Genomic DNA, 26376 nt, shown 5'->3' with positions numbered 1-26376 from the left:
CATGCCAGGGGCGGACCGGGGCTAATTCAAGTTTCAGCCGGAGTAAGCAGCATTTCCCGTCCCAACGCAGCAACCGGGATTGCTGCTACGGCAAGTTTGAGAGATCAAATATGTTGGCAGACGTCAGCCATATCATTGTCGTCGATGATGATGCCGCTTTGCGGCAGATGGTGATCGGATATCTGGAAGAGCACAGTGTGCCGAGCAGGGCCGCATCCAGCCGGGTCGAACTGCATCTTCATCTTCAACGAACGCAGCCTAGTCTGATCATTCTCGACCTTCGTCTAGGTCAGGACGATGGATTGGATATGCTGCGGGAAATTCGCGCACATTCCGATGTGCCTGTCATCATCACGACCGGGCACCGGCTCGACGAAAGCGACCGCATCGTTGGGCTCGAGCTCGGCGCCGACGACTACATCATCAAGCCATTCAGCTTGAGAGAGCTCCTGGCGCGAGTCCGCGCCGTGTTGCGGCGTCAGGAGATGGGGCGGGCCGCGCGCGCCCGTGAACCAGAACGCGGCGGCTATCGCTTCAACGGCTGGAAACTCGAACGTCGCGGCCGCAGTCTGATAGACGTCAACAACTCGCAGGTCCCCCTGAGCAAGGGCGAATACGCCTTGTTGCTGGCTTTCCTTGAAGCGCCGCAGCGCCCGCTGACGCGCGAGCACCTGCTTCAGGCGACCCGCGTCCACGAAGACATCTTTGACCGGAGCGTCGACGTTCAAGTGCTGCGATTGCGGCGGAAGCTGGAGACCGACCCGAGCGCGCCGCGCATCATCCAGGCCGAGCGCGGCGTTGGTTACGTCTTCACTATCCCGGTCGAGCCGTTCTAGGCTGCGACGATTGCAATTGGATGCTGGGCGCGAACGCGGTCCGACTTGCGGGGGGCTATCCTGCGCCTATGGCCGGGAGATGCAGCAGCGCGAATCGTCCACAAAGAGCGGACGGTGTGTTGCTATTTTTCTGGCTTTTGGACGAACCTTTCACTCGCTACCTTTCGCCCTAGGCAGCTTGTTTGAGGTTTGCGCGCTCCCGTCGCTACGTAAAGTCGACTCCAAAGGGGTTTTGACATGCACAAGAACGCCTTCACGCCCGACAATGCCGCGATGGTGCTGATCGACCACCAAGTCGGTACGATGTCGTGGACGCACTCTCTCGATATCAACATCGTCAGGAAAAACGCGATCAAGCTCGCGCAAATTGCGAAGGCTTTGGAAATGCCGGTGGTGTTGACCTCGAGCATGGAGGATCAGATCAATTTCACCGGCCCGCTCATCCCGGAGCTCGAACAAATCCTGCCTGAGGCATTTGCTGCAAGGATCCGGGTATCGTCAACGCGATGCACCACGAAGGCTTCAACAAGGCTGTCAAGGCAACCGGTCGTGAAAAGCTTTTCGTGGCCGGTATTACCACTGAAATTTGTATCACTTTTCCAGTGCTGCAAATGCTGGAGGAAGGGTATGAGGTGCAGGTATCGGCTGACGCCTCGGCTTCGTTTTCGCAAGTCGGTAATGATCTGGCACTGCAGCGCATGCACAAGGCGGGCGCAGCTATCGTGACCGTTCCACAGATCGTTTCCGAGCTGGCGCTCGATTGGACCAGCCCGAACGGCAGGAAGCTGGTCTCGATCATTGAATATTCGTGAGGCCCGTCGTACGAGCGGCCTCTCGGCTGCGGCCACGAACCTTTCGCTGGCGATAGCGACGACGGTATTTCGTCGATCGGCAAGTCGGCTTCGTGAATGGCGCAACGACTATCCGGCTCGAAGCGGCAGGCTGCAGTTGTAACCGTTTTTGCTGTAGCCGTGACGCCCCCGTGACAGGGGAGCTTCAGGATATCTCCTGCAAACATCGCGCAGGAGAAATCTTCATGCTGAAACAGTACCTCTCTTCAAACGTGAATCGGATGGTTCGGCCTTCCCGGATGCGGATCGGCCAGATCGCGCGCGGACTCGGCGGCAAGCTCGTGCGCGCAGTGTATCCCGATATGCCGGGATACACTCGACGGCCGCCTTTGGCGCCGGCTGTGGACGCAGATAGTCCGACCAGCCGTTGGTGGAGGACGGGCCTGGCGTTCTCCATCGGAGGTTTAGCCCTCTACGGCGAGTGGCTGCATCCGAGCACGACGTTCATCGCTGAGGCGGCGTTGGTCACCGCACATGCGGCGTTGGTCACCGGACGAGCTCGCCAGGCGCGCCGAGCCGGTGGCTGTCCGCCTTCCATGGCGCACGGGCATGGCAGCTTGCAGCCGCCGAGAGTCGCGCCGGAACTCGCAGCGAGGGTTGAGTTACGTCTGCGTCGCCGCGGAAACTGGATGAGCGAGCTTAGGGAGAAGTTTGTGGCGCTGTGGGCGCATTGGCGCCGTGAGCGGGAGATCAAAAGTGCGATCGCCGCCCTGTCGAAATACGACGAGCGGACCTTGCGGGACCTCGGCATCCACGGCCGAGCGGATATCGAGCGGATGGTGAGGTACTGCCGTGATTGCTGACACGGCTTTTGCCGGTCGACCGGAAATCACAGTGTTCTTGATGTGCGAAGCGCAGATGCGCCCAAAGCACGTGACCTCGGCGAGCGCCATCGCAGAGAGCTAAATCACCCATCAATCTTCACTGCCAACAGAAATCGACGAGGACGGCGATCGTCCACGTCTGGCCAACCCAGAGGATCCCGCAGATGTACAAATTGATCCGGACCATTATTCCAATCTTGCTCCTCAGCGGCCGCGCCGCTGCCGCACACGTGATTGCGCCGGGAAGATTGTTGATCAGTTCGGTGAGTGTGCAGATCGCCTCGTCACAGCCATCCGGTCCGGTTGGACGCGCGCCAGTTGGCCATCGACAGCCGAAGACCAGAGATGTCCTTTTTGAAACCCCGAACGACCTCGAACGGCGCAGCGAAGAGGACATCAAGATCGATCGCAAGCTCATCATTTGCCGCGGCTGCTGACCAAAGCTGTCCGCGCCCTGTGCCGAAAGTCCGGCTGATACCAGCGTGCACCCGGGACAGGGGATCCATCCAACTGTTTTCGATCAGTACAAGTCGGCAGACGGCAAGTCGTTACGTCTGTGACTGACTATCTTCAAAGAAGAGCGCTCCTGTTACAGGAGCACCGGGCCACGGCCGCGCATCATCACTATGTGAACGAGACTCGCCTGTTGCTGCCGCGTGTACCCAATCCGTCTTACTGACCAATGATGGCGTTGATCTCTTCCTCGAGGAGGGCGCCAGCGTTCGATGACGCCGGGCCCGACCTTGGCGCAGAGCAGCGTGAAGCTGAGCGCTGCGCCCGGCTTTTCTCCAGGCGTCATGATCGGCATGCCGACGCCGGCAATGCCTGGAATGAGCTCGCCCATATCCACCGCGTAGCCCCGCCGGCGGGTATCGGCGATCAACTGCCGAACCTTGTCCTTGGTGAGGTTGCGATAGGATGCGTAGCGCCCCAGATTGGCGCGGATGATGTAATCCTGCTCATCTTCGTCGAGGAATGCGAGCATCGCGATCGAGCCGGGGCCGACGCCGAGGGGCACGAAGCCGCCGATCGATCCCGTCAGCGTCGGCACGATGCATTCGCCGTCGCGCCGGTCGAGGCAGACTGAATCGTGGTTGAAGCGGGCCATAAGATGGGTCGTGTCACCGGTGCGCCGCCTGAGCCGGGTCAGCGCGACTTCGCAGCGGCTGATGATTCCGGGACCGCGGGCCGCGCGCACGCCGTAGATCGCCATGCGCGCACCCAGCCGGTAGCGCCGTTTCTTGTCGTCGCGCGCGAGCAGCTTGTGGCCGACCAGCGTGTTGAGGATGCGGTGACAGGTGGCGGTGTTGAGCCCGGAGCGCGCCGCTAATTCCTTCAGCGACAGCCCGTCGACGCCGCCATCGGCGACGAGGTCCAGCAGGACGACAGTCCGGTCGAGCAGCTGGGCTCCATTAGAAGATGGCTGGGCGGTCGGCGACATAAAATCTCATATTATGAAAAAACTGCCGTTGGCAACTTGTCTAATGAGAGAGATCAGCCTCCAATGATGAAAATTAGGTCGCTCAACAGAGGTGCACATTTTTCGAGCGGCCTGATTTCTGCATTGAACAAAGTTGACGGCTAACGCGGCGTTGCGGCAACAGCGCCCGAAGGCCCTGATTTATCCAGGGGAACAGGATGGCAGGCTTCAAGAGAATGATGGGCGCTTCTGCCCTCGCGCTCGCGACCTTCTTCGTGGCTGGCGCCGCGGTGGCGGGGACGCTCGATAACGTCAAGGCACGCGGCAAGCTGATCGTCGGCGTGAAGAATGACTACGTGCCCTACGGCTATTTGAACGACAAGGGCGAAGTCGTCGGCTTTGAGGTCTCGCTGGCCAAGTACGTTGCCAAGGAGCTTCTCGGCTCGGAGGACAAGATCGAACTCGTGCCGGTCATCGCTGCCAATCGCATCGATTTCCTGACTGCCGGCCGTATCGATGCGATCTTCGCCACACTTGGCGTGACGACCGAGCGCGCCAAGGTCATCGACTTCACCACGGAATATGTTTCTGCCGCCGGTCCATCGGTGCTGATGGCCAAGGAGTCGACGATCTTCAAGTGGGAAGAGTTGAAAGGCAAGTCGGTCTGCGGCATTCAGGGCTCCTACTACAACAAGAAGATGACTGAGGAGTTCGGGATCACTCTCGTCGCCTTCAAGACGCAGCCGGAAGCCTATCGCGCGCTGAAGGACAATCGTTGCATCGGCTTCGTCTTCGACGATATGACGCTTCAGCAGAAGCTCAAGGAGCCCGATTGGGCGAGCTACAAGATCGCCGTTGCACCCTATGAATTCCAGCCGATGGCGGGCGGCCTGCGCAAGGACGATGCCGAGTTCCGCGAAGCCGTCGACAAGGCCATCGACAAGGCCGAAGCCGAGGGCAAACTGATCGCGTGGGAGACCGAGTTCGGCATGCCGCACTCCGACTATATTGCCGCGCGGGCAAAGGCTGCGGCGGCGAAGAAGAACTGACGGACGCGGAGCCGCAGCCCTTGTTAGCTCTCGACTATTCCTGGCTCGCGGATCCAGCGTACCAGCGATGGCTGCTCATCGGTGTCGTCAACACGCTGAAGCTGGCGGCCCTCTCGTCCAGCGCCGCCATACTCATCGGCATGCTCGGGGCTCTCGGCTTCACCCTGCGGATATTCTGGCTTGATGCCCTGATCGAGCTGTTCGTCGAGGTGTTTCGCAACACGCCGCCGCTGCTACAGATGCTCTTTGCCTATTTCACGCTCTCGACCCTCGGTCTCAGGGTGACCGATCCTTCGACCGGGCTGTCAGTGCCGCTGCTCAGCGCCTTTGCTTGTGCTGCGATATCGCTCAGTCTCTTCGGCGGGGCACTGGCCATCGAAGCGTTTCGCTCAGGTATCGAAACTATGCCGCGGTCGATCGTCGATGCGGCGCGGTCACTCGGGTACGGCCGGTGGGCCCGCTTCTGGCGCATCGAGGCACCGATCGCGACCCGCATCTGCCTGCCGGGGCTGACGAACATCCTGACCAATCTCTTCAAGACGACGTCGCAGGCGTCCGTCATCACCGTGCCGGAGCTGATGTACTACGCCGGGCAGATCTACAATGACACGTTTCGCACGCTGGAGGTGATGATCCTCGTGCTCCTCATCTACGTGGCGCTAGTGTCGATTCTCACATTCGCAATGGCGAGGCTCGAGGCCTTTATGGCCTTCCCGGGATACGGAAGGGGGCTTTGATGGCAGGGTTTGTGCTCCACTACGATGACAAGAAGCGCGCCGTTCAGTTGCTGATCACCCTTGGCGTAGTGGTCTGGATTGCTGTTGATGCTGCGACGGGTGGCTCGGCTTACTGGACCCGCGTGTTGGTGCGGCTTCCCCTGCTTCTGACCGGCTCAGCAACCGGTTGGCCGGTCACCGGCGGATTCGTTCTCAACATTCTCCTTTCGATCGCTTCCATGGCGCTGGCGACCGCGCTCGGCACGATCATGGGGCTTGGGACGCTTGCGCGGGTCGGATTGATCCGAGTTCCGAATCTTCTGTTGGTGAATTTCCTGCGCAATTCACCTTGGCTCGTTCTGCTCTTTGCCACGCTCTATTTCCTGCCCTTCGAGATGCGAATCTTCGGCACGATCGTTCCGTTTCCACCATTCGTGAAAGCCGTGATTGGCCTTGCGCTGCCGACCGCGGCGAATTTTTCCGAGGTGATCCGCGGCGCCGTCCAATCCGTTCACAGCGGCCAATGGGAGGCGGCACGTTCACTCGGCTACAATACTTTCCAGATCTATCGCCACGTGATCATACAGCAGGCGATGCGGCGCATGATCCCTGGCTGGATGAATCTCTATGCGCTCTTGATGATCGCGACCGCGCTTGCCACGGTCACCGGAATTCAGGACGTCCTGACGATCCTGAACACTCTGCTCGCCATGGAGAACGAGCGGGTGATCGTCTATTTCTATCTGACCATTCTGTTCCTGTTCATCGCCTATTGCTATCCGATCGCAGCCATCGCGCGCCGGCTGGAACGTGCCGTGAAGGGAGATAGCCTTTGAGCCGTATCGAAGCGCTGATCGAGCTCGACAACGTCCGCAAGTCCTTCGGCGACTTCGAGGTTCTCAAGGGCATTTCGATGTTCGTGCAGAAGGGCGAGGCCGTCTGCATCATCGGCCCCTCCGGATCGGGAAAGTCCACCATCCTGCGCTGCATCAACGGCCTATTTCCGATCGACGAAGGCTTTATTCGCGTCGGCACGCATCGCGTGCACGAATTGAAGTCGGATAAGGCGATGCGGTCGTTGCGCCATCAGGTGGCGATGGTGTTCCAGCAGTACAACCTGTTTCCGCATCGCACGGCGCTGCAAAACATCATGATGGCACCCATCCAGGTGCTCGGACACGACCGTGCCGAAGTCGAGGAGCGCGCACGCAAGCTCCTGAAGAAGGTGCGGCTCTCCGAGAAGGCGGACAGCTACCCGGGTCAGCTCTCCGGCGGCCAGCAGCAGCGCGTGGCGATCGCCCGCGCGCTCGCGATGCAGCCGGAGGTGATCCTGTTCGACGAGGTGACGGCGGCGCTCGATCCTGAAACGGTGAAGGACGTGCTCTTCGCCATCCGCGAACTGGTGGAGGAAGGCCTCACCTGTATCCTCGTGACGCACGAGATGAAATTCGCCCGGGAGGTCTCGCAGCGTGTCTGCTTCACCGATCATGGCCTGATCGTGGAGAGCGCGCCGCCTGCAGAACTCTTCGACAATCCGCAAGATCCGCGTACGCGCGAATTCCTCGGTCAGGTTCTCTGATCGCGCCGTTCCACGTTCAAAGAAAGACAAGCCGGAAAGGCTCGATCCATCATGCCCCGTTTTGACAATATCTATGCCAAGGACTTCAAGGAGGCGCCCTATTGGTGGGAGGCCGCCGAACCGGAAACCAATCTCGATCCCTTGCCGGAACGCGCCGACGTCGTGGTCATTGGCTCGGGCTATGCGGGGCTGAACGCGGCGACTCATCTGGCGCGCGCCGGGCGCTCGGTCGTCGTCATCGACGGCGACCGGATCGGGGAGGGCGCCTCGACGCGGTCGGGCGGTATGGTGTCGAGCGGTCAGAAGCTGGTGGTGAGCGGCGCGATCAAGGGAATCGACCCGGTGCTGTTCTCGCGCCTGATCGGCGAAAGCAATGAGAGCTTCGACTATCTGAAGATGCTGGTCGAGACGGAGAAGCTGGATGCCGGTCTCGCGCTCACCGGCCGTTTTTTCGGCGCTCATGCCGCGCTTGACTACGCAACCCTGAAGCGGCATGGCGCGCTTCTGGCGGAAAAGACCGGCGTCACCGTGCGCTTCCTCGATCGGGAGCAGCAGCGGGCTGCGATCGGTTCGGACTATTACCATGGCGGCATGGTGATCGACCAATATGGCGGTCTGCACCCGGGCAAGTATCACAAGGCGCTGCGCGACCGGGCGCGCGCCGCTGGCGTCGTGCTGCGCTCGCATGCGCGTGCGGGCATGGTGCAGGACGGAGCGGGCGAGGAAAAGATCGTGCCGACCGCGCGGGGCAGCATCCGGGCCGCGCACGTCGTTGCAGCCACCAACGGCTACACCGCCGCCGATGCAACGCCGGGGCTCGCGAGCCGCATCGTGCCGGTCAAGAGCTATCAGATCGCCACCGAGCCGCTGCCGGCCGATTTGGTCGCCGAGCTGATTCCGCAGGCGCGCATGGTGTCCGACACGCGCCGTGACCTGATCTATGCAAGGCCGTCGCCCGACGGCACGCGGCTTCTGTTCGGGTCGCGCCCGGGCATCTTCGACATGCCGGACAAGCTTGCCGCCAAGCGGCTCTATGTGCGCATGCTCACCGTCTGGCCGCAGCTCGCGGGTGTGAAGATCACCCATGCCTGGAGCGGCCGTGTGGCGATGACCGTCGACAAGATCGCCCATCTCGGCGCCCGCGACGGCACTGATTTTGCAGCCGGCTGCAACGGCAACGGCGTCGCGCTGATGACCTATCTTGGCTATCAGACGGCGCGGAAAATTCTCGGCGAGCAGAACATGCCGTCAGCCTTTGATCGGGACAAATTCACCGCCGTGCCGTTCTATGCGGGCAAGCCGTGGTTCGTGCCGCTCTTTGCCGGCTGGTATCGCTTGCGCGATTTCCTCGATCGCCCGGGAGGCTGAATGGGAGCTGCCCGCTATTCCGGTCCGCCCGGATGGTGCGGCAACGAACGCCCGAGCCGTATGGTTTTCCAAGCGCTCGTCTTGAGGGAGGACAATTTGTCCAGCATAATTCCCGAGCTCGTCATCACGCCGCAGGAGCTGCCGGCGAAGGTGGACGTCGTCGTCATCGGCGGCGGCATCATCGGCGTATCGACCGCGCTTTCGCTGGTTGAGCGCGGCGTCAGCGTGGCCTTGTGTGAAAAGGGATTGATCGGAGCGGAGCAGTCGTCGCGAAACTGGGGTTGGGTGCGCCAGATGGGCCGCGATCCGGCCGAGTTGCCACTTGCCATCGAGAGTCTCCGGCTTTGGCGCGGCATGAACGCACGCATCGCCGGCGAAACGGGTTTTCGGCAGACGGGCATCGCCTACCTCTGCGACACCGATGCCGACGTCGCGATGCATGAGGAGTGGCTGAAGCATGCCGCCCCGCTTGGTCTCGATTCCCGCCTCGTCAGCGGCGAGGCACTGAAGACGCTCATTCCCGGAGCGACGAAGCCGTTCCGCGCCGCATTGCACACGCCGAGCGACGGCAAGGCGGAGCCCTTTATCGCAGTCCCGGCGATGGCGCGGGCCGCGGCCGCCAAAGGCGCGCACATCCTCACCAATTGCGCGGTTCGCTCCATCGAGCGATCGGCCGGTCGGGTGAGCGGCTGTGTGACCGAGCGCGGTGAGATCCGCTGCTCCTCCGTGGTTTTGGCGGGGGGAGCCTGGTCGCGCTTGTTCGCTGGCAACATGGGCATCGATCTTCCGGTCCTGAAGATCCTCGGCAGCGTCGTCCGCCTGTCCTCCGTCGACGGCGTTCCGGATTTCGCAGTTGGTGCGGGCAACTTCGCTTTCCGTCGCCGTTTGGACGGCGGGTTCACTGTCGCTCAGCGCAACGCAAATATTGCGCCGATCACGCCGGACAGCTTCCGTTTGTTCTGCGATTATACACCGACGCTCATCAAAAGCTGGAATGAGCTGACACTTCGCATCGGCGGTCAGTTTTTTCGTGAGCTGTCGATGGCGCGAAGTTGGCGGAGCGACGAAGTTACCCCTTTCGAACAGGTCCGCATTCTCGATCCCGATCCGTCGTGGCGATTCGTTCGAGGCGGCGTTCGCCATTTGCGCGAGGCTTTCCCGACGTTCGGCGACGCCAAGATCACAAAGGTGTGGGCCGGCTTGATGGACGTTACGCCGGATGCCGTGCCGGTCATGGCGCCGGTCGGCTCCGTTCCCGGCTTCTATCTCGCCACAGGTTTCTCCGGTCACGGTTTTGGTATCGGCCCGGGCGCCGGCGCGTTGATGGCAGACCTGGTGACCGGATCGACGGCTTGCGTCGATCCGGCTCCGTTCCGGATCGAGCGATTCAAGCGGTTGAAGAAGGTCGCCTGATTTGAGCCTTTTGTGTCCGTTGATCGCGGATCGCGGCGCCCCTACATCGGTCAGAACTTTAGACTCGAACCCGGAGAGCACGCCATGAGCGAGCAAGCAGATTTCGTTGTCGTAGGTCTTGGCGCGATGGGCAGTGCGATCCTTTACCAGTTGGCTAAGCGTGGCGTGCATGCGATCGGAATCGATCGTTTCGTGCCCCCACACCGTATGGGGTCGAGCCACGGAGAAACCCGTATCACGCGGCAGGCAGTCGGTGAGGATGGCGTCTATGCTCCACTCGTCCTCAACTCTCACCGGATCTGGCGTGAGCTCGAGGCGGATACCGGAGAGAAGCTTCTGCATGATTGCGGCGTTCTGGTTATGGGGCCTGGCACGGGACCGACCTCGCACCATGGCAAACCGGACTTCGTCGCACGCTCGGTCGAGGTCGCACGCGATTTCGGCATCCAGCACGAAATTCTCGACGGTACGGAAGTTGCACGCAGGTTCCCTCAATTCCTGGGCCTCGCGGGAAACGAGAGGGCTTACTATGAACCTGGCGGCGGATATGTTTTTCCGGAGCGCTGCATCTCGGCGCAACTGAGCCGCGCCGCGCAACTCGGCGCACAAATCCGTACCGGCGTTAAGGTTCTTTCAGTCGACCAGAACGGCATTGTCCGTGTCGAGACCTCAAGCGGAACGATTGAGGCACAGCAGGCTGTGGTGACGGCCGGTGGCTGGACGGCGCCCTTGCTGGGAGCGCCGTTCGATCGCCTGCTGACCGTCAATCGCCAGGTTCTTCACTGGTACGAACTCGACGATGCCGCCGCTTACGGGCCTGACGCGCCGGTGTTCATCTGGATGCATGGCGCGACCGATGTCGACTATCTCTATGGCTTTCCACCGCTGCCGGGCGATCGCTGCATCAAAGTCGCGACCGAACAGTATGAGACGAGGACGACCGCTGATACCATCAACCGCGAGGTCGATCCGGCAGAGTCCGCCGAGATGTACCACAGGCACGTCCAGGGACGGATGGCAGGTGCGACGCCGCGCGTGGCTCAAGCGGCCGCCTGTCTCTACACCGTCACTCCCGATCGCGGGTTCATCATTGATCACCATCCGCGTCACGATCGCATTTTCGTGGTCTCGGCATGTTCCGGCCACGGTTTCAAGCACTCCGCCGGAATCGGTGCTGTGGTTGCCGAACGATTGACCGGTGGGCGCAACCATATCGATCTGACTTCGTTTGCGATCGCACGTTTTGAGTAAGTCCGGCCGCTCTCCCATAGATGGACCAGCGCTTCGAAATGCGCTCGATCGACCAAAGGGCTCCGTCAGGGGGCGCTACGACGATCCAGCGGAAAAGCAGTGGGAACTGCCGGCCGATCTCGCAAGACGCATAGCGCGCGTCTCGGAGATGATATGAGCCGATAGCTCACGGCCTATTGAGCTGCCGGATCATTCTCGCCGATGCTGGCTCTCCAAGGTTCTTCCCGGCGCCCTCAGGCGTCAGGTTGCTCTCCCTGCCAAGAAGCGAAATTCTTTCTGTTGAAAGTGGTGCATGCTTGGGCAATGAATGTATCGCAATGACCTGAGCGGGATAGCTCGGAAGCGGTACCGTGGACTGCGCGAGCTGCAAATCAAGATCAAGCTGTTGAATTTACAAAGATTCAAGTTCTCCGTTGCCCCCATGATGGATTGGACCGACCGGCATTGCCGGGTGTTCCACCGTCACCTCACCCGACGGGCGTTGCTCTATACGGAGATGCTGACGACCGGCGCCGTCATCCACGGCGACCGGGAACGGCTGCTTGGGTTCGATGCGATCGAGCACCCGGTGGCGCTTCAGCTCGGCGGGTCGGATCCGCGCGAGCTCGCGCTGGCGGCGCGGATCGGCGAGGATTTCGGCTATGACGAGATCAACCTCAATGTCGGTTGTCCGTCCGACCGCGTGAAGGACGGCCGCTTCGGCGCATGCCTGATGGCGGAGCCGGAGCTCGTGGCGCGGTGCGTCGATGCGATGAAGCGGGCAGTTGCCGTGCCCGTCACGGTGAAATGCCGCATTGGCATCGATGATCAGGATCCGGACGTGGCACTCGATACGCTTGCGCGCGCGGTGGTTGCGTCCGGCTGCGACGCGCTGATCGTGCATGCGCGAAAAGCCTGGCTCAATGGATTGTCGCCGAAGGAGAACCGCGACATCCCGCCGCTTGATTACGATCGCGTCTATCGTCTCAAGCGCGCGATGCCTGATGTGCCCGTCATCATCAATGGCGGCGTCCCGGGCATCGACGAGGCGAAGGCGCATCTGGCGCATGTCGACGGCGTGATGCTCGGCCGCGCCGCCTATCAGGATCCGTGGCGCCTGCTCTCTGTCGATGCCGAGATCTTCGGCGCGCCTGCGCCGCACGCGACCATGCAGGACGCATTCGAGGCGATGATGCCCTACATCGAGGAGCAGCTCGCGCGCGGCACGCGGCTGCACGCCATCACGCGGCATTTCGTCGGCGCGTTCCACGCCGTTCCCGGCGCACGTGCGTTCCGCCGCCATCTCGCCGAGCAGGGTGTGAAGCCGGGCGCAGGTGTCGACGTGCTGCGCGATGCGATCGCGCGCATCGGTGCGCGCGTGCCGGCGGAGGCCGCTGCTTAGCAGCGCCGATCATGAAGAAGGGGCCGGATCGCAAGATCCGCCCCCTTTTCGTGGATCTGCAATCAGCGGAACAGGTCGAAATGATAGTTCACGCCGACGCGGAAGGTGTGGAACTTCGCGGCATTCCAGTCCGGCAGATCGTCGTGCTTGAACTCGGTGTAGAGATACTCGGCCTTGGCCGACCATTTCGGCAGGAACGCCCACTCGACGCCGCCGCCGGCGGTCCAGCCCATCTTCATCTTGTTGATCGGGCCGTCTTTCAACTCGCCCGCGGCGAGGCCCGCGGTCCCGAAAAACAACAACCGTGAATCCATCGTGGCGATGCCGGCGCGGGCGCGGCCGGTCATGAACCAGGGGATGCTGACGGCAGCGCTGTTGAGGGCGTCGTGGTTCTTGATGTCTCCACCCTCGAAGTCGTTCTCGATGCCGACCACGAACATCGGCGAGAGCTGATAGTTGTAGCCGATCTGCACGCCGCCGAAGGCGCCCTTGACCTTGCCGCCGCTCACGCCGACGAGGTTGTTGAATGCATCGTCGCCGCTCTCGGCGTAGCCGGCGTTGAGGCCCGCATAAAGGCCGGTCCACGAATAGACCGGCTGCGGTGCCGTGTAGGCGGAGGAGGGCGCCGCATAGCGCGGCGACAGGTCGGCAGCGCTGGCACTGCCTGCGGCGAACGCGGCAGCAAAGGGCAGGGCGCGCATCGTGCGGCGTAAGGCGGCTCTGGCAGTCATGACTCAAATCTCCCACTTGGCCGCTTCCGGCGGGAAGCAGCGCTTGTCCAACCCCGATCCGGGAATGTCATCCGTTATAAACCGACCAGGCGGTTTGTAAATAGCGGAAATGCCACACCTCGGCGCAGTCCGGCGGGCTGCCCAAGATCGTCGTTGGAAGGATTAGTCGACAGCCGTGCGCGGGCGGCGGTGGCTGCTCTGGAGCTCGGGATAGCCCGTGAGCATCAGCTTGTCGGCGCGCACGCCCCAGCTCTCCAGGCGGTCGAGGAAGCTCATGCCGAGCAGATTGGTCTTCATCTGGCCGCGCTGCACGACGAGGGCCGGCACCGATTTCTCGACGAGATGGCCGACGGCGAGACGATCGAGCGTGAGCCGGGCCGCCTTGGTGTGGCCGCCTGCGGTCTCGAGGTCGACGTCGTATTCGAGCATTTCGAGCGGCAGCCCGATCGCCTTCGCCGTTTCCCAGGTCAACACCACGGAGGTCGCGCCGGTGTCGATCACCATCGGCGCGGCGACGCCGTTGATCTTCGCGCGCAGTGCGAATTCGCCGCCTTGGCCGCGCGGGATCTGCACCGCCGGGGGCGGGGCGGCGGTCTGTCCGCGGAAGATGTGTGAGACCTTGTGGCTCGCACGGGCAATCTGATCGGGATCGCCATAAGCGACGACTGCACCCGCGGTGCCGGCGAGCATGATGAGAACGAGGAGGAAGCGGATCATTGCGCGCCTCCATGCGTGCGCAGGCCGATCAGGTGCGTTTCGGCGATCCCGCGATCGGCTGCAAACCGGCGTCCGCCATGCGTGCCGGCAACAGCGCCATGACCGAGAGCCGTTCCGTGCTTTCCATGGCGTGCCAGCGCGCGATCTCCGGCAAGGTGCGGCCGCAGCCGAAGCACAGCTTGGTCTTGGGATCGATCATGCAGACCGCGACGCACGGCGTTTCTTTGCTCATTCGGACATAGTGGAGGATTGTCGGGCATGTCTGCAAGCATCTGGTTAAGAGCCCGTGCCTGCGCTCATGATCGGCTTGTGGCGCGGCCGGCGTTTCTCGTCGGATACAGCGGACCCTTCAGGCTGGAGCGGCGGAGAATCGTCCGACAGCGGTGCCAGCGCGCTCATGACCCGCTCCGGCGGGAAGGTGACGATCACCTCGGTGCCGATGCGCAGCTTCGATTTCAGCGTGAACGTGCCGCCATGCAGGTCGATCAGGTTCTTGGCGATCGGCAGGCCGAGGCCGGCGCCCTGTTCGGCCGATTTGATCGAGTTGGAACCCTGGCCGAAGGATGCGAGCACGACCGGGATCTCGTCCTCGGGGATGCCGGAGCCGGTATCCTTCACCGACAGATATTGTCCGCCCGAAGCGGTCCAGCCGGCCTTGAGCCAGATCTCGCCGCCTTGCGGGGTGAACTTGATCGAGTTGGAGAGCAGGTTGAGCACGACCTGGCGGATCGCGCGCTCGTCGGCCCAGAGCCGTGGCATGGCCTGCTCGAACACCTCGTGGATGGTGATGCCGCGGCTGGAGGCGCGCAGCTTCATCAGATGATGACAGTCGGCGACGATGCCGACCAGCGACACCGCTTCCTCGTTGAGCTCATAGCGGCCGGCCTCGATCCGCGACAGGTCGAGGATCTCGTTGATGAGGTTGAGCAGGTGCACGCCGGAATTATGGATGTCCGCCGAGTACTCCTTGTAGACCGGCACCGCATGCGCGCCGAAGATCTCGCTCTTCATCACCTCGGAGAAACCGAGGATGGCGTTCAGCGGCGTGCGCAGTTCATGGCTCATCTGAGCGAGGAAGCGCGACTTGGCGACGTTGGCGGATTCGGCGCGGTGGCGCGCTTCGTCGGAGATCGCCTTGGCCTGTTCGAGCTCGCCGATCAGCGCGTCCTTCTCGGCCCGAGCCTCGAGCGTCGCGAAAGTCGAGGAGTGCAGGCGATGCGCCAGCAGCACGAAATAGCCTTCTGCGGCAATCGCCAGCGCGGCCAGGATGTAATTGTCCAGCGAGCCGGTCATCGCAAAGCTCAGCGCCATCGCGACCGCAACCGGCGCGGTGGCGGCGAGGGCGGCGATCGGCAAGTTCGCGGCCAGCATGCTCGATACTGCGATCACCAGCAGCATCAGAAACATCATCAGCGTTTCCGTGACCATGTCGAGCACGGGATGGATCAGGATCGCCATCCAGCACAGGCCATAGAGCAGGTCGAGCACGACGAAGCGGGTGCGCCAGGCGCGCGTTGCCGCGGGCGAGGCGGGTTCGGTCAGGAAGCGCCGGCAACTGCGGACCATCGCGCCGTGGATGCAGAGCATGCCGGCGGTCCAGAGCGCGGCCGGGATCGGCTGCATCCACAGGCCAAACAGCACGCCGGTCGCAACCACCAGCAGCATCACGACATAGGAGGCCGACAATCGCGTCTGGGCATATTGGCGCAGCATCTCGGCGTCGAAGGCCGGCCGGGTTCCGCTGGTCGACGTTAACTTATCGCGGGCCTCGCGCACCCGCTGCGCCGCAGCCCTTCGGCTGCTCGCCGATGGAGCGCTCACCGGCTCGGCCGGAAGCTGTACTACCTCAGGCTTTTCAGCGGGGTTACTCATCGAACAACAACGATTCCTGCCCGCGCCGGGCGCGGGCCTTCTGCATTGTCTATCTCTGGCAAGAAATCCTTAAGAGGTGACTTAAGGAGCTAAAGAATTACGTTAACCCGGCGTTAATTTTGGATCCGGCCAGCGCCGTCAATGCAAGGCCGCGTGCTGCGCGATATAGACCACCGCGCCGGCCAGATAGCCCGCCAGCGCGGGCGGCGCGATGCGGCGGGCGTACCAGAGGAACTCGATCCGCTCGAGGCCCATGGCGGTAACGCCCGCGGCCGAGCCGATGATCAGGATCGACCCGCCGGTGCCGGCGCAATAGGCGATGAACTCCCAGATGAAGCTGTCAGGCGGATAATGCGCGAGGTCGTACATGCCCATGGTCGCGGCGACCAGCGGCACGTTGTCGATGACGGCGCTGAGCAGGCCGAGCACGACGACGATGACATCTTGGCGGCCGATCGTGGTCTCCAGCCAGCGCGCCAGTATCGACAGCAGGCCGGCATGCTCGAGGCAGGCGACCGCAAGCAGGATGCCGACGAAGAACACGACCGAGCTCATGTCGATCCGGGTCAGCGCGTGCACCAGCGTGAGCGGCTGGCGCACATGCTCCTCCTTGTGGCGGTGCACGATCTCGCCGACCAGCCAGAGCACGCCGAGCCCGAACAGGATGCCCATGAAGGGCGCCAGATGCGTGACCGCCTTGAACGCCGGCACCGCGATCAGCGTGCCGAGCCCGAGATAGAACATCAAATTGCGCTCGAACCGGTCGACGGCCAGCAGTCCGTTATCTTTCGGCGGCGGTGCGATGGTCTTGCCCCTGAGCGAGAAGCTGATGAAGGCGAGCGGCACCAGCAGATTGAGCAGCGAGGGCAGGAACACCGCGCTCATGATCTTGAGCGGGGTGATCTGCCCGCCGATCCACAGCATGGTCGTGGTGACGTCGCCGATCACGGTCCAGGCGCCGCCGGCATTGGCGGCAATAACGATGAGGGAGGCGAACAGCAGGCGGTCGTCGCGGCGGGCGATCAGCTTCTGGATCAGCGAGATCATGACGATGGTGGTCGTCAGATTATCCAGAATCGCGCTGAGGAAGAACGTGACGAAGCCGATCAGCCAGATCAGCGTGACCTGGCTCGTCGTGCGGATCAGGGAGGTGATGACCTCGAAGCCGTCATGGGCGTCGATCACCTCGACGATGGTCATGGCGCAGATCAGGAAGAAGACGATCTGCGCGGTGGAGCCGACGGATTCGTCGAGCTGGCGGCCGACCAGCGCGTGGTCGCCGGTTGCGACCGCGTAGATGGTCCACAGCAGCCCCGCGCCGAGCAGCGCTGTGGCGCTCTTGTTGACGCGAAGCGGATGCTCGAGCGCGATCGCCGCGTAGGCGAGGACGAAGATGGCGGCGATCGCGATCAGCAAGGTCGTTTCAGGTCGTCAGGTATCAGCGATTGAGGCGCGCGAGCAGGCTCGACGTATCCCAGCGCTTGCCGCCCATCTTCTCGACCTCGGCGTAGAACTGATCGACCAGCGCGGTGACAGGCAGATTGGCGCCGTTGCGGCGGGCTTCCGCGATCGCGATCGAGAGGTCCTTGCGCATCCATTCGACCGCGAAGCCGAAATCGTACTTGTCCTCGTTCATGGTCTTGTAGCGGTTTTCCATCTGCCACGACTGCGCGGCGCCTTTCGAGATGGTCTCGATCACGGCGGCGACGTCGAGGCCGCTCTTCTTGGCGAAATGGATGCCCTCGGAGAGACCCTGCACGAGCCCTGCGATGCAGATCTGGTTGACCATCTTCGTCAGCTGGCCCGAGCCGGCGGGCCCGAGCAGCTTGCACATCCGCGCATAGGCGCCCGTGATGATCGGCTCGGCGCCGGCATAGACGTCCTCAGCGCCGCCGCACATCACCGTCAGCACGCCGTTCTCGGCGCCGGCCTGGCCGCCGGAAACCGGCGCGTCGATGAACTTGAAGCCGGCCTTGGTCGCGGCCCCATCGAGCTCGCGGGCAACCTCGGCGGAGGCGGTGGTGTGGTCGACGAAGGTTGCGCCCTTCTTCATGCCGGCGAATGCACCATCGGCGCCGATCGTGACCGAGCGCAGGTCATTGTCGTTGCCGACGCAGCACATCACGAAATCCTGGCCCTCGGCGGCGGCCTTCGGGGTGGCCGCGGTCTTGCCGCCGAACTTGTCCGCCCATTCCTTCGCCTTGGCCGCGGTGCGGTTGTAGACGGTGACCTCATGGCCCCCTTTTTTCACGAGGTGTCCGGCCATGGGGAAGCCCATCACGCCGAGACCGAGGAAAGCGACTTTAGCCATTGTGGTACCTTGTCCGTAGTTTGAGTTTTACGGTTGTAGCCGGGCGGGGGGCGCCCATGCGGCATTTTGAGGTTCCGCTTCGGAGCGGACCGGGCGCACCATAAACCCTTAAGGGCGGAGGGCAACGCCTTCGTTTGGCGCCCTCCTGTGCTAGGATGGCGGACCTCAAGAACTTCAAAACAAGGGAGCGAAACATGGCATCGGGTTTGGGCGGCGTGAGCGTTGGCGTCCTCGATCATTTCAACATAAGGACCCGGAATCTGGCCGAGACGGTCCGCTTCTACGAAGACGTGCTGGGTCTGGAAAAAGGCGCCCGGCCGAATTTCGCCTTCCCAGGGGCCTGGATGTACAGCGAGGGCAAGGCGGTGGTGCACCTCGTCGATATTTCGTCGACCTCGGAGCCACAAAAGCCGGATTCCGGCGTTGTCCACCATGTCGCCTTCGTCAGCCGCGGGTTTGACGGCATGAAGCAGCGGCTGACGTCCAAAGGGATGAAGTTCGACTCCCGCCAGGTGCCCGGCGGCGACCTCTGGCAGATCTTCGTCCACGACCCCAACGGGGTCATGATCGAGCTGAACTACGAGGCGGCCCTGGAGCAGGGCGCCGCGCCCGCCGAGATGGCTGACGATATCGGCAGGCAGTAGCCTTTTGGTCGTTTCCGCTCTAATGGGGCATCCTGAAGCCTTGGGCCTGATCTGACCGGATCATGCCCCGTTTGGGAGATGCGCTTTGAGCGTGACGCAGCAACAGGTTCTCGACAGCCTCGCCCGGATCAAGTCGCCGCGCGGGGTTGCGCTCACCAATGCCAATGTGCTGAGCCCGATCAGCGCCTCCGACGGCAAGGTGTTCTTCTCGATCAATGTCGATGCCGCCGAGGCGCGGGCCTGGGAGCCCATCCGGGCCGAAGCCGAGGCCGCGGTGCGCAGCCTTCCCGGCGTCACCACCGTGATGGTGGCGCTGACCGCCGAACGCAAGGCGGGCTCCGCGCCGCCGCCGCCTCCGCAGCCGAGCCGCGGCACGCCGGGTGTGCAACCGGTCCATGCCCACAAGCCGCCGCCGCAGGGCGGTGCTCAATCGCCCATGGCGCGGCAGTCGGAGATTCCGGGCGTCGCCGCCGTCATCGCGGTTGCCTCGGGCAAGGGCGGCGTCGGCAAGTCGACCACCGCGCTCAACCTTGCGCTGGGCTTGCGCGATCTCGGCCTCAAGGTCGGGCTGCTCGATGCCGACATCTACGGCCCCTCGGTGCCGCGGCTGACCGGTTTGCGCGACAAGCCGGAGCTGGATGGCGAGCGCAAGATGATTCCGCTGCGGCGCTTCGGCCTTGCCATCATGTCGATCGGCTTCCTGGTGGAAGAGGAGACCGCGATGATCTGGCGCGGCCCGATGGTGATGTCGGCGGTGACGCAGATGCTGCGCGACGTCGCCTGGGGCCAGCTCGACGTGCTCGTCGTCGACATGCCGCCCGGCACCGGCGATGCCCAGCTCACGCTGGCGCAGAACGTGCCGCTCAAGGGTGCCGTGATTGTCTCGACCCCGCAGGACCTGTCCCTGATCGACGCCCGGCGGGGGCTTGCGATGTTCAGGAAGGTCAACGTGCCCGTGCTCGGCATCGTCGAGAACATGAGCTATTTCCAGTGCCCGCATTGTGGCACGAAATCCGACATCTTCGGCCATGGCGGGGCGCGGCACGAGGCCGAGAAGCTGGGAGTGCCGTTCCTCGGCGAGATCCCCCTGCACATGGCGATTCGCGCCACCTCGGACGCCGGCAATCCCGTGGTCGACAGCGAGCCGGACGGTCCTCATGCGGCGATCTACCGCGCCATTGCGGGACAGGTCCGTGACCAGCTCAAGGGCGTCATCGCCGCGGCCTGAGGCGGAGAGGACAGTCCATCGGGACATGCGACTTTCGTAGAGCCCCGTCATGCCATTGTCGCGTTCCGAAAGCGCCCCTTCCGTGTTAAACGCCCACGGCAGTCAAGCCCCTTCGGATCGACGCGGGCCCAGCGCGTCGCCGGAATGAGCGGCGGCAAAAGAGAAGTTAAGGGGAAACGCCCCAGCAAGGAGAGACCTGAAGATGAAGCGTCGTGATTTTCTCAAAGTGTCGGCAGCAGGCGCGGCGGCGACCGCTGTGGCCTCGCCGGCGATCGCGCAGTCCTCGCCCGAGATCAAGTGGCGCCTGACGTCGAGCTTCCCGAAGTCGCTCGACACCATCTATGGCGGCGGCGAGCAGCTGGCGAAGTACGTCGCCGAGATGACCGACAACAAATTCCAGATCCAGGTGTTCGCCGCCGGCGAAGTCGTTCCCGGCCTGCAGGCGCTCGACGCGACCTCGAACGGCACGGTCGAGATGTGCCACACGGTCTCGTACTACTACGTCGGCAAGGACCCGACCTGGGCGATCTACGCCTCGGTGCCGTTCGGCCTCAACGCCCGCCAGCAGAACTCCTGGTGGTACCAGGGCGGTGGCCAGGAGCTCGGCAATGAGTTCTTCAAGAAGTCGAACGTGATCGGCTTCGCCTGTGGCAACACCGGCACCCAGATGGGCGGCTGGTTCCGCAAGGAGATCAAGACCGTTGCCGACCTCTCCGGCCTGAAGATGCGCATCGGCGGCATCGCCGGCCAGGTGCTGCAGAAGGTGGGCGTGGTGCCGCAGCAGCTCGCCGGCGGCGACATCTACCCGGCGCTGGAAAAGGGCACCATCGACGCCGCCGAGTGGGTCGGCCCTTACGATGACGAGAAGCTCGGCTTCGCCAAGGTTGCCAAGTACTACTATTATCCGGGTTTCTGGGAAGGCGGTCCGATGGTCCATGCCTTCACCAATCTGGAAAAGTGGAACTCGCTGCCGAAGAACTACCAGGCGATCCTCACCAACGCGGCGGCCAATGCCAACAGCTGGATGGCCGCGCGCTACGACATGCAGAATCCGGCGGCGCTGAAGCGTCTGGTTGCCGGCGGCACCCAGCTTCGTCCGTTCACCAACGAGGTGCTGGAAGCCTGTCTCAAGTCGACCAACGAATTGTGGGCGGAGACCTCGGCCAAGAACGCCGACTTCAAGAAGTCGATCGACGCCATGCAGGCCTACCGCTCCGACGAATATCTGTGGTGGCAGGTCGCCGAATACACCTACGACAGCTTCATGATCCGCTCGCGCACCCGCGGCTGATCGTTCGAACAAGTCGCAAGAGGGGGAAGCCCGGCCTCGAGAAGAGGCCGGGCTTTTTCTTTGCTGAGGCGCGTCGGAAGGGGCCAAACAAAAAAAATATCGAAAACAACCCCATGCACAGTAGAAATGAGGTGAGAGCACATTGCGCGATGGATGCGGCTAATGTTCTGAAAGATCGGGGCAAATCAACTGGAGAGGCGAAATCGTGGCGCAGCCGGCTCCGACGCGGTGATTTGCTCGACGACGACCGGAACGGCGTCGTCATTTGCGCGCATCTGTCTCCACGTCGTCATTGCGAGCGCAGCGAAGCAATCCAGAATCTTTCCGCGGAGGGACTCTGGATTGCTTCGCTGCGCTCGCAATGACGGCGGATGGAGTTGGAGCCCAGTCGAGCAACGAGGCCGTTTTGACTCGTCAGGCAAAACAGTGCTAGAAAACAATAATCGCATAATCCGAAATCTTCACTTCGGCACGGATCCAGGCGATGACGATGTTCTTCGATCCCGATGACGTTCAACGCGCGCTGAGCGAGGCATGGTCGCTGTCGACTTCCAGCCAATGGACGGCGGACAACCCGGCGGGGGCAATGCAACGTCACGTCGCTGCTGATCCACGATCTCTTCGGCGGTGACCTGCTGAAAACGCCTCTGCAGGCCGGCGACCATTTCTACAATCGGATCGAGGGCAAGCGGTACGACTTCACGGCGAGCCAGTTCGATCAGCCGATCGTTTACGTGGACGTGCTCACCGATCGGGCCGACGCGGAGCGGGGAGCGACACACGATGAGCTGGCTCAACTCAGAGCGGCATTTCGGAAGCACCACATCAAATCAGCTTAAAGACTGCGACGGCTTTCAAGCGCTATCCATCGGCTTCCCTGCGGAAGACGCATGGATCTCGCTGAGTTCGCGTGGCGCCACGGGCTTCCGAACCTATCCGGGCGTGCGGGACTCGGTGCCCACCATCTCGAGGTGAGCGCGGTACGTATTTTTTCGGTGTTCCTTTCCCGGAACGATCAGGCTATCGGGAACCGGCAATCGGGCTGAAGCCGCGGCGGAATCATCACCGCCGTTCCGGCTTCACGGGACGGTATACCGGACCCAACAAGTCCCGACGGGAATTCAACCTTCATCCAATACGGCGGCTCGCGATCCTCGATCGAGAGCCAGGACGGCCGTTGCCTGGGGACTTGCAGTGACAATGGCAATTGAGATTCTAAAGCTCCTGGTACGATCGGCGGACACTTGGAATTTTGAAGGCAGTCTTTCGGGTCTGAGCGATCGGGAATGGATGGCCTTGCGCTATCTCGCCCGCGCAAACAGGTTTTCGAGGACGCCGAGCGCTCTTGCCAGCTTTCTGGGCACGACCCGCAGCGCCGCATCGCAGGTTGCCGCCGCGCTGCAAAGCAAGGGATTGATGGTCCGCAAGCCGATTGCAGAGGACAAGCGCTCGATTGCGCTTTGTCTCACGGGAGAAGGCGAGAGATTCCTCAAGCGTGATCCGATGAACGCGCTGCGAGACCGGCTTGTGGCGCTTGACGTCGCCGATCGATCTCGGCTGCACGATGCGCTTCGCCGCGTCCTGCTCGGGCTCGATGTCGGCAAGCGCCGCCATCATGCCGACATTTGCACTGAATGCATGTTCCTGATCGAGAGGGGAGAGGGAAAGGACCGGCATTTCAGGTGCCAGTTCTTTCGCAAGGCCATCGCTCAAAAGGACACGACCCTGCTTTGCGCCTATTTCGAGGGACGGAGCGATCGAGGTCAGTTGCCGGCAAGCCCGTAAGGCCTCTTGGCGCAGGGCACGCAAGCGTCTGCTATTTCTCGCGATAGCGGAGCGCGTCGACCAGCAGCGAAAAGGCAGGCGAGGGTTGGCGGCGGCTCGGATAGTACAGATGATAGCCCGAGAACGGTGGACACCAGTCCGACAATACCCTGACCAGCTTGCCGCCGGACAGGTAGGGCTGCACATGTCCCTCCGTGAGATAGGCGAGGCCCAGGCCCTTGAGCGCTCCGTCCAGGAGAAGGCCGGCGCTGTTGAAGACGAGCTGTCCGTCGACGCGCACATTCAGTTCGCGGCCGCCTTTCTCGAACTCCCACGCGTACAGGCTGCCGCCATGGGTCGGCAGGCGCAGGTTGAGGCAGTTGTGGTGCGTCAGATCCTGCGGAACCCTCGGGCGCTTGCGCGCGGCGAAGTAGGAGGGTGAACCGACTACGGCCATGCGAAGGTCGGGACTGACGCGCACCGCGATCATGTCCTTGGCGACGAGCTCGCCGGGGCGAATGCCGGCATCGACCTGCTGCGCCACGATGTTGGTGAGACCGTAGTCGATGACGATCTCGACATGGATGTCGGGGTATTTCGGAAGGAGCTTCGTCAGTGCCGGCAGCACGATTTCGGATGCCGCATATTCGGTCGCGGTCAGCCGCACCGTTCCGGCCGGTTTCTCCCTGAGCTCGCTGAGCGCGGCGAGGTCGGCGTCGATCTCGCTGAATTTGGGAGCGATGCTTGCAAACAGGCGTTCGCCGGCCTGGGTCGGCGTGACGCTGCGCGTCGTCCGGTTGAGCAGCCGCATGCCGAGCCGCTCCTCCAGGTTCCGGATGATCTGGCTGAGCGCGGACTGCGTCATGCCGAGCTTTGCCGCTGCGCGGGTGAAGCTGCGTTCGCGGGCCACCGCGAGGAAGGCAAGGAGATCGCCGGCGTCGTCCCGGTTCATTGATTAGCCCAGCTAATGACTGCATCCGAAATCTATCACCTAATCAGGGGGGCGCGGAAGCTCTAGGTTCGGCTCAGCCAATCAGACCACGAAGCAGGAGCCGAGAGAGGCATGTCGGCAACGACGATGCAGGAGCAGGTCGCGGGGCCTCGCGGGGCCGCGGCCTTGCTGCCGATCATGGGCGTGGTCTTCGTGGCCTTCCTCGTCATCGGCGTTGCGATGCCGGTGCTTCCGCTTCACGTCCATGATGGGCTGGGCCTCGGCACTTTCGTGGTCGGCCTCGTCGCCGGCAGTCAGTTCGCGGCCTCGCTGGTATCGCGGCCATGGGCGGGACACTTTTCGGACAGAAGCGGCGCCAAGCGTGGCGTGGTCGTCGGCCTGCTCGCGGCCGCGGTGTCCGGACTGCTGTACCTGGCTTCGCTGGGGGCGACCCAGGCGCCATTGATCTCGGTCGCGATACTCCTGCTCGGGCGCGGGCTGTTGGGGGCGGCCGAGAGCTTCGTCATCACCGCTGCCGTGAGCTGGGGACTTGCGCTTGCCGACGGCCGCAGCACGGGCAAGGTGATCGCCTGGGTGGGGTCGGCGATGTTCGCGGCCTTCGCGATCGGCGCGCCCGCGGGCTCCGCGCTCTACGCCGCCTATGGTTTTGCCGCAATCGCGGTCGCAACAGCGGTGGCGCCGCTGTTGACGCTGCTGCTTGTCGCCCCGCTTCCCGCGGTGGCGCCGGTGCACCAGGCGCGTCTCTCGCTCGTTCAGGTCGTCGGCTCGGTATGGGTGCCGGGTTTCGGCTCGGCACTCGGCAGCGTCGGGTTCGGTGCGGTGACGACGTTCGTCGCCCTGCTGTTCGCGAACCGCGGATGGGCCAACGGCTGGCTCGCCTACAGCGCCTACGCTGTCGCCTTCATCCTGGCACGGGTGTTCTTCAGTCATGTGGCCGATGCGGTCGGCGGCGCAAAGGTCGCGCTGGTCTGCGCGCTGATCGAAGCGGTCGGGCAGGCGCTGATCTGGCTTGCTGCCCGGCCCGAGATGGCGCTCGCCGGCGCGGCGCTGACCGGCTTCGGCTTCTCGCTGGTGTATCCCGGCTTCGGCGTCGAAGCCGTGCGCCGCGTTCCCGCGCAGAGCCGCGGCCTCGCCATGGGCGCCTACACCGCCCTCCTGGACCTTGCGCAAGGGCTCGCAAGCCCTGCGCTCGGATTGATCGCGACCGGCGCGCGGCTCAACACCGTGTTCCTTGTCAGCGCCATGACCGTGCTCTGCGCCGCGCTCGTCGCCTGGTGGCTGATCGTGCACCCCGCAACATTGGAAGGATCCCCGCAATGAAGCTGCTCGCCGTCACCCTGTTTTCGTTCTGCCTGCTTGCCGGCGACGTGGCCGCCGCCAGCGACGTACAAGGAGCCAATCTCATGTTGAAGCCCGAAGACATCCGCGCCGTCGCGCCCGCACTCGAGAGCTATGCGCAGAAGGTTCTCAAGGACGATCTCTGGAAACGGCCGGGCCTCTCGGTTCGGGACCGCAGCATCGTCACCGTCGCGGCTCTCATTGCCCGCAACCAGACGGTGGAGCTGCCGACCCATCTCGGTCTCGCGCTCGACAGCGGCGTGAAGCCGTCCGAGATCTCCGAGATCATCACGCACCTGGCCTTCTACACCGGCTGGGCGAATGCGATGGGGGCGATCCCGGCGGCGAGGGACACGTTCAGGAGCCGCAACATCGGCGCCGACCAGCTTCCGCCGGCGTCGGGACCGCAGCTTCCGCTCGACGAAGCCGCGGAGAAGCAGCGGGCGAGCCGGGTCGGCGAGCAGTTCGGACAGATCACGCCGAGCCTCGTGCAATACACGACCGACGTGCTGTTCCGGGATCTCTGGCTGCGGCCGGCGCTGGCGCCGCGCGACCGCAGCCTCGTCACCGTGAGTGCGCTGATCGCGACCGGCCAGGTCGCGCAGATTACCTATCATTTGAACCGCGCGATGGATAACGGGTTGACGCGTGAGGAGGCCGGCGAGGTGCTCGGGCATCTCGCCTTCTACGCCGGCTGGCCCAACGCGTTCTCCGCGGCGCCGGTGGTCAAGGACGTCATCGAGAAGCGTCCGCGCTGAGGGAGGCCGGGCATGCCTCACGTCACACGCAGGGGTGCGCTGATCGTTGCCGCCGCTGCGATCGGAGTTCACCGCCCGCTTG

The 26376-nt window shown here is 63.2% G+C and carries 29 protein-coding genes; 21 read left to right on the top strand and 8 right to left on the bottom strand.

The genetic code is table 11. The features are described from left to right. Positions 1 to 110: 110 nt before the first annotated feature. From N2603_RS27665 to N2603_RS27650, 4 genes are all read left to right on the top strand, one after another. Positions 111 to 836, top strand: a complete 726-nt coding sequence (locus N2603_RS27665) for a response regulator (protein ID WP_018645457.1) — start codon at positions 111 to 113, stop codon at positions 834 to 836. 506 nt (positions 837 to 1342) lie between these two features. Continuing rightward, on the top strand, positions 1343 to 1648 hold the full coding sequence (locus tag N2603_RS27660; protein WP_260384616.1) for an isochorismatase family protein: 306 nt from the start codon (positions 1343 to 1345) through the stop codon (positions 1646 to 1648). 224 nt (positions 1649 to 1872) lie between these two features. After that, positions 1873 to 2490, top strand: a complete 618-nt coding sequence (locus N2603_RS27655) for a YjiS-like domain-containing protein (RefSeq protein WP_026312387.1) — start codon at positions 1873 to 1875, stop codon at positions 2488 to 2490. Between the two features lie 185 nt (positions 2491 to 2675). Beyond that, positions 2676 to 2948 (top strand): hypothetical protein, encoded by a 273-nt coding sequence (locus tag N2603_RS27650; protein WP_260384615.1) that lies wholly within the window; start codon positions 2676 to 2678, stop codon positions 2946 to 2948. Between the two features lie 152 nt (positions 2949 to 3100). Here the strand turns inward: N2603_RS27650 and N2603_RS27645 are convergent, their stop codons facing one another. Then, positions 3101 to 3952 carry an IclR family transcriptional regulator gene (locus tag N2603_RS27645; RefSeq protein ID WP_260384614.1) on the bottom strand — a complete coding sequence of 284 codons (852 nt, stop codon included), beginning with the start codon at positions 3950 to 3952 and terminating at the stop codon, positions 3101 to 3103. Between the two features lie 197 nt (positions 3953 to 4149). Between N2603_RS27645 and N2603_RS27640 the strand changes: the two genes are divergently transcribed. The 8 genes from N2603_RS27640 (at position 4150) to dusA (ending at position 12688) form a co-directional block, all read left to right on the top strand. Continuing rightward, the gene (locus N2603_RS27640) at positions 4150 to 4980 is read left to right on the top strand and encodes a transporter substrate-binding domain-containing protein (RefSeq protein ID WP_260384613.1); all 831 of its coding nucleotides are present in this window, start codon (positions 4150 to 4152) and stop codon (positions 4978 to 4980) included. A gap of 20 nt (positions 4981 to 5000) precedes the next feature. Beyond that, positions 5001 to 5717, top strand: coding sequence for an amino acid ABC transporter permease (locus N2603_RS27635; RefSeq protein WP_260384612.1), 717 nt, complete (start codon positions 5001 to 5003; stop codon positions 5715 to 5717). Beyond that, positions 5717 to 6532 carry an amino acid ABC transporter permease gene (locus N2603_RS27630; protein ID WP_260384611.1) on the top strand — a complete coding sequence of 272 codons (816 nt, stop codon included), beginning with the start codon at positions 5717 to 5719 and terminating at the stop codon, positions 6530 to 6532. Before N2603_RS27635 ends, N2603_RS27630 begins: the two co-directional genes overlap by 1 nt. After that, positions 6529 to 7275, top strand: a complete 747-nt coding sequence (locus N2603_RS27625) for an amino acid ABC transporter ATP-binding protein (protein ID WP_018645465.1) — start codon at positions 6529 to 6531, stop codon at positions 7273 to 7275. The genes N2603_RS27630 and N2603_RS27625 overlap by 4 nt, the downstream gene beginning before the upstream one ends. Positions 7276 to 7326: 51 nt before the next feature. After that, positions 7327 to 8643 (top strand): NAD(P)/FAD-dependent oxidoreductase, encoded by a 1317-nt coding sequence (locus tag N2603_RS27620; protein WP_260384610.1) that lies wholly within the window; start codon positions 7327 to 7329, stop codon positions 8641 to 8643. Between the two features lie 96 nt (positions 8644 to 8739). Further along, positions 8740 to 10056 (top strand): NAD(P)/FAD-dependent oxidoreductase, encoded by a 1317-nt coding sequence (locus tag N2603_RS27615; protein WP_026312388.1) that lies wholly within the window; start codon positions 8740 to 8742, stop codon positions 10054 to 10056. Positions 10057 to 10140: 84 nt separating this feature from the next. Then, positions 10141 to 11307: an N-methyl-L-tryptophan oxidase gene (gene solA, locus N2603_RS27610; RefSeq protein ID WP_260384609.1), complete on the top strand. Its 1167-nt coding sequence runs from the start codon at positions 10141 to 10143 to the stop codon at positions 11305 to 11307. A gap of 421 nt (positions 11308 to 11728) precedes the next feature. Next, on the top strand, positions 11729 to 12688 hold the full coding sequence (dusA, locus tag N2603_RS27605; protein WP_260384608.1) for a tRNA dihydrouridine(20/20a) synthase DusA: 960 nt from the start codon (positions 11729 to 11731) through the stop codon (positions 12686 to 12688). Between the two features lie 62 nt (positions 12689 to 12750). Here dusA and N2603_RS27600 read toward each other — a convergent pair whose 3' ends face one another. From N2603_RS27600 to N2603_RS27575, 6 genes are all read right to left on the bottom strand, one after another. After that, on the bottom strand, positions 12751 to 13419 hold the full coding sequence (locus N2603_RS27600) for an outer membrane protein (protein WP_260384607.1): 669 nt from the start codon (positions 13417 to 13419) through the stop codon (positions 12751 to 12753). A gap of 162 nt (positions 13420 to 13581) precedes the next feature. Then, complete coding sequence (locus N2603_RS27595; protein WP_260384606.1) at positions 13582 to 14136, bottom strand: TIGR02281 family clan AA aspartic protease; 555 nt, start codon at positions 14134 to 14136, stop codon at positions 13582 to 13584. 28 nt (positions 14137 to 14164) lie between these two features. Continuing rightward, on the bottom strand, positions 14165 to 14368 hold the full coding sequence (locus N2603_RS27590; protein ID WP_260384605.1) for a DUF1289 domain-containing protein: 204 nt from the start codon (positions 14366 to 14368) through the stop codon (positions 14165 to 14167). Between the two features lie 44 nt (positions 14369 to 14412). Continuing rightward, positions 14413 to 16008 carry a sensor histidine kinase gene (locus N2603_RS27585; RefSeq protein WP_260384604.1) on the bottom strand — a complete coding sequence of 532 codons (1596 nt, stop codon included), beginning with the start codon at positions 16006 to 16008 and terminating at the stop codon, positions 14413 to 14415. A 138-nt stretch (positions 16009 to 16146) separates the two neighbouring features. Continuing rightward, positions 16147 to 17424, bottom strand: a complete 1278-nt coding sequence (gene nhaD, locus N2603_RS27580) for a sodium:proton antiporter NhaD (RefSeq protein ID WP_260384603.1) — start codon at positions 17422 to 17424, stop codon at positions 16147 to 16149. 22 nt (positions 17425 to 17446) lie between these two features. After that, the gene (locus N2603_RS27575; RefSeq protein ID WP_260384602.1) at positions 17447 to 18319 is read right to left on the bottom strand and encodes an NAD(P)-dependent oxidoreductase; all 873 of its coding nucleotides are present in this window, start codon (positions 18317 to 18319) and stop codon (positions 17447 to 17449) included. Positions 18320 to 18513: 194 nt separating this feature from the next. Here N2603_RS27575 and N2603_RS27570 point away from each other — a divergent pair, with 194 nt between their 5' ends. The 7 genes from N2603_RS27570 to N2603_RS27545 all read left to right on the top strand — a co-directional run bounded on the left by N2603_RS27570 (position 18514) and on the right by N2603_RS27545 (position 23267). Continuing rightward, entirely contained in the window at positions 18514 to 18963 is a 450-nt protein-coding gene (locus tag N2603_RS27570) for a VOC family protein (RefSeq protein WP_260384601.1), read from the top strand. Between the two features lie 85 nt (positions 18964 to 19048). Beyond that, positions 19049 to 20191 (top strand): Mrp/NBP35 family ATP-binding protein, encoded by a 1143-nt coding sequence (locus N2603_RS27565; RefSeq protein ID WP_260384600.1) that lies wholly within the window; start codon positions 19049 to 19051, stop codon positions 20189 to 20191. 202 nt (positions 20192 to 20393) lie between these two features. Continuing rightward, on the top strand, positions 20394 to 21482 hold the full coding sequence (locus tag N2603_RS27560) for a TRAP transporter substrate-binding protein (RefSeq protein ID WP_018645478.1): 1089 nt from the start codon (positions 20394 to 20396) through the stop codon (positions 21480 to 21482). Positions 21483 to 21966: 484 nt separating this feature from the next. Beyond that, on the top strand, positions 21967 to 22113 hold the full coding sequence (locus N2603_RS44975) for a hypothetical protein (protein WP_425248928.1): 147 nt from the start codon (positions 21967 to 21969) through the stop codon (positions 22111 to 22113). After that, positions 22085 to 22321 carry a YunG family protein gene (locus N2603_RS27555; RefSeq protein WP_425249009.1) on the top strand — a complete coding sequence of 79 codons (237 nt, stop codon included), beginning with the start codon at positions 22085 to 22087 and terminating at the stop codon, positions 22319 to 22321. The genes N2603_RS44975 and N2603_RS27555 overlap by 29 nt, the downstream gene beginning before the upstream one ends. After that, positions 22266 to 22457 carry a hypothetical protein gene (locus N2603_RS27550; protein ID WP_260424447.1) on the top strand — a complete coding sequence of 64 codons (192 nt, stop codon included), beginning with the start codon at positions 22266 to 22268 and terminating at the stop codon, positions 22455 to 22457. Before N2603_RS27555 ends, N2603_RS27550 begins: the two co-directional genes overlap by 56 nt. Positions 22458 to 22682: 225 nt before the next feature. Next, complete coding sequence (locus N2603_RS27545; protein WP_311740623.1) at positions 22683 to 23267, top strand: MarR family winged helix-turn-helix transcriptional regulator; 585 nt, start codon at positions 22683 to 22685, stop codon at positions 23265 to 23267. A 31-nt stretch (positions 23268 to 23298) separates the two neighbouring features. Here N2603_RS27545 and N2603_RS27540 read toward each other — a convergent pair whose 3' ends face one another. Further along, a complete protein-coding gene (locus N2603_RS27540; protein ID WP_260384598.1) occupies positions 23299 to 24198 on the bottom strand; it encodes a LysR family transcriptional regulator in 900 nt (299 codons plus the stop codon). 111 nt (positions 24199 to 24309) lie between these two features. Between N2603_RS27540 and N2603_RS27535 the strand changes: the two genes are divergently transcribed. Both N2603_RS27535 and N2603_RS27530 read left to right on the top strand, forming a co-directional pair. Next, complete coding sequence (locus tag N2603_RS27535) at positions 24310 to 25518, top strand: arabinose transporter (RefSeq protein ID WP_260384597.1); 1209 nt, start codon at positions 24310 to 24312, stop codon at positions 25516 to 25518. Further along, a complete protein-coding gene (locus tag N2603_RS27530) occupies positions 25515 to 26294 on the top strand; it encodes a carboxymuconolactone decarboxylase family protein (RefSeq protein ID WP_260384596.1) in 780 nt (259 codons plus the stop codon). Before N2603_RS27535 ends, N2603_RS27530 begins: the two co-directional genes overlap by 4 nt. The last annotated feature ends 82 nt before the right edge of the window (positions 26295 to 26376 follow it).

The organism is Bradyrhizobium huanghuaihaiense (assembly GCF_025200885.1).
In the GTDB taxonomy this organism is placed as follows: Bacteria; Pseudomonadota; Alphaproteobacteria; order Rhizobiales; family Xanthobacteraceae; genus Bradyrhizobium; species Bradyrhizobium huanghuaihaiense.
Note: the sequence above shows the minus strand (reverse complement) of the source record. Positions and strands in the feature narration are given on the sequence as shown.